The organism is uncultured Campylobacter sp. (assembly GCF_938018145.1).
Lineage (GTDB): Bacteria > Campylobacterota > Campylobacteria > Campylobacterales > Campylobacteraceae > Campylobacter_A.
This window is the reverse complement of sequence record NZ_CALIII010000444.1, coordinates 1-2,831: the sequence shown is the minus strand read 5'-3', so window position 1 is coordinate 2,831 and position 2,831 is coordinate 1. Positions and strand designations below refer to the sequence as shown.

Genomic DNA, 2,831 nt, shown 5'->3' with positions numbered 1-2,831 from the left:
GCCCGCTTCGTCGCTAATGATCGCACGCTCGTAGGATAAAAGCGAGTTTAAGATCGAGCTTTTGCCGACATTTGGCTTGCCTACTATAGCTATTTTAAAGCCCTCGAGCAGCCCTTTTCTGCTCTGGCTTATGGAGACGATTTTATCTAGTTTGGCGCTGTTTTGCTTTAGCATTTGGCTAATGCTCTCTAGCAAGTCGGCGGGCAGATCATCGTCGGCGTAGTCGATGCTAGTCTCCACAAATGCCAGAGTTTTTACGAGCTCGGAGCGGATTTCATCCACAAATTTAGCTAGATCGCCTCTCATCGTGCGGGCGATGATTTTGACGCTATCCTCGCTTTTTGCGTTGATTAGCGAATTTATCGCCTCGATCTTGCTAAAATCCATCTTGCCGTTTATGAGAGCGCGCTTGCTAAACTCTCCTGCACGCGCGAGTCTGGCGCCGTTTTTGATGAGCTCGCCTAGGATCAAATTTGCCACCACTAGTCCGCCATGGAGCTGAAACTCCACCACATCCTCGCCCGTGAAGCTATGTGGGGCCTTAAAGTAAATAAGCAAGGCTTCGTCGATGAGCTCGCCTTCAGCGTAAATTTTAGTTAGAGTCGCGTAACGCGGAACAAGAGAGGTGATTTTGGTGAGTTTTAGAGCTAGGCCAAGGGCGTCCGCGCCGCTTAGCCTGATGATGGAGATCGAGCCTACGCCGTGTGCGGTGGCGACGGCGGCTATGGTCTCGTTCATTTTTTGATAAAGTCGTTCACGACTACGAACTGCCCGTCGCTATTTGACTTTACGCTTACGTATTTGTCGGGGAATTTTTCGCGCAGTTTTTCAAGAGCGATCTTAACCAAAACGCCGTCTAAAGACTTGGTTTTAGCCTTGCCCGTCTCCTCCACTCGCTCGATTATACCTTTTAGATACTGATCGATCGCGGCTTCTTGATTTTGCAAAAATTGTGCGATCTCAAGGCGCACTGCAAGGCCATATTTCGAACTGATCCAGTTATAGAGCAAATACGAAATCGCCTTGTAGCGGTAGCCCTCCTTGCCGATGAGCAGCGCCGCATCCTCGCCGTCAAGCTCGACTATCACGGTCTCGTCGTCAAATTTACGCACGTCTATCTTGTTTATAGTAAAGAAATTTCCGCCAAAAAGCTTCTCTACGCCCTGCTTTATCTCAGGCAGGACTTTGTCGATGTCGGCTTTTGGTTTTTGATCTTTTTGTTTTTGAGCCTGCGCTCGATCAGCTCGGGAGTCTTGTTTTTCTTTTTTAGCTAAATTTGGCACGGCTTGCGTCAAATTTGCATCGCCGACAGATGCCCGCGAGCCTAAATTTTCGCCAGCTGCGGTTTTTTCATCGCCTTCGTAAAAGTCGTTTTTATTAAAGGTATCGATGATCGAGTGATCGAGGATGTTTTTGCTGCTATCTTTTTTAGGTTGTTCTTTTTTGTGCTGCTCTTTTTCTTTTACCTGAGGCTCTTTTTGCGGTTGTGCTTCTTCGACTTTAGGCTCATTTGTCGCGCTCGTTTCGTTTTGCTTTGCCGCATGATTTTTGTGATGTTCGTGGCGATTTTTATGATTTTTTTTCTTTTCGCTTTTATGATTTTGCTCTTCGCCAGAGTTCTCTTTTTTCTTAAATTCCTTCTTTTTTTCGCCGCCGTTTTCTTTATGAGCGTTTTCGCGAGCGGCTTGAGGGGCTTTTTTTGCTTCCTTATGCGCGCCCTCTTTTACGGCTTCGATGATCGCCGTTTTTTTAAAAAATCCTAAAAATCCCGCACTCGGGTTTTGTAAAATTTTGATATCAAGCTCGGTGACTGAGCAGTTTAGCTCCTCGGCGGCCTTTTGAAAAGCCTCTTGTAAATTTTCAGCTTCGATTCGCATTAGGCCTTTACCTCGGCTTTCTTGTGCTTTTCAAAGAGTTTATTTACAAAAACTTGCTGAACAACCGAGCAGACGTTGTTTACGAACCAGTAAAGCGTAAGTCCCGCAGGGAAAGTCACAAAGAAAAACGTAAAGATAAGCGGTAAAAATTTCATTATCTTTTCTTGCATCGGATCGCTAAAGGTGGTCGGCGTTAGCTTTTGCTGAAGGAACATCGTCGCACCCATCAAAATAGGCAACACAAAATACGGATCCATAACCGAAAGGTCGTGTATCCAAAGTATCCACGGCGCAGCTTTTAGCTCGATCGCGTTTAGTAGTACTCGGTAAATCGCAAAGAAAATCGGGATCTGCATAAGTATCGGCAAGCAGCCGCCCATCGGATTCGCGCCGTTTTTCTTATATAGCTCCATCATGTGCATATTTAGCTTTTGCGGATCGCCTTTGTATTTGGCTTGCAGCTCTTTTACCTTCGGCGCTAGATCTTTGAGCTTGTTCATCGATAGCATGCCTTTATAGGTAAGAGGGAAAAGTACGATCCTGATAGCTAGCGTTAGCACGACGATCGCCCAGCCCCAGTTGCCGATGTAGCCGTAAAGCCAATTTAAAAACGCAAACATCGGTTTTGCGATAAAGGTAAACCAGCCGTACTCGATGACGTCCACGAGCTCCTCATTGATCTGACTTAGAGTCGCGTGGTCTTTGGCGCCGATGTAGCCTTTAGCTTTAAAATTTTGCTCACCTTTTACGAATATCACTGCATTTCCCGCGCCGTCTTTTGAAACTACGGGATTTAAAAGTCCGTCAAATTTAAAAAACAAAGCCGTATAGTATCTGTCGCTAGCCGCGGCTATGTTTACGCTATTAAAGCTTTCAGTCGCGTCTACGTCGCCATCCTCGATGATAGTTAGCTTACCGTCGTTATGCTTAAGTAGTGCGCCGTGGACGGTATAG

At 46.1% G+C, this 2,831-nt stretch carries 3 protein-coding genes; all 3 read right to left on the bottom strand.

From position 1 onward, the window contains the following. Positions 1 to 738: GTPase (locus Q0338_RS10425; protein ID WP_298086665.1), on the bottom strand; the 738-nt coding region annotated here is incomplete at its 3' end. Continuing rightward, a complete protein-coding gene (locus Q0338_RS10420; RefSeq protein WP_298086664.1) occupies positions 735 to 1,877 on the bottom strand; it encodes a Jag N-terminal domain-containing protein in 1,143 nt (380 codons plus the stop codon). The genes Q0338_RS10425 and Q0338_RS10420, both read right to left, overlap by 4 nt. Then, on the bottom strand, positions 1,877 to 2,831 hold a 955-nt coding region (gene yidC / locus Q0338_RS10415; RefSeq protein WP_298086663.1), incomplete at its 5' end, for a membrane protein insertase YidC. The genes yidC and Q0338_RS10420, both read right to left, overlap by 1 nt.

Excerpts from the sequence above, each read along its gene's own strand:
- Q0338_RS10420 (WP_298086664.1), bottom strand. The coding sequence starts at position 1,877 with ATGCGAATCGAAGCTGAAAATTTACAAGAGGCTTTTCAAAAGGCCGCC.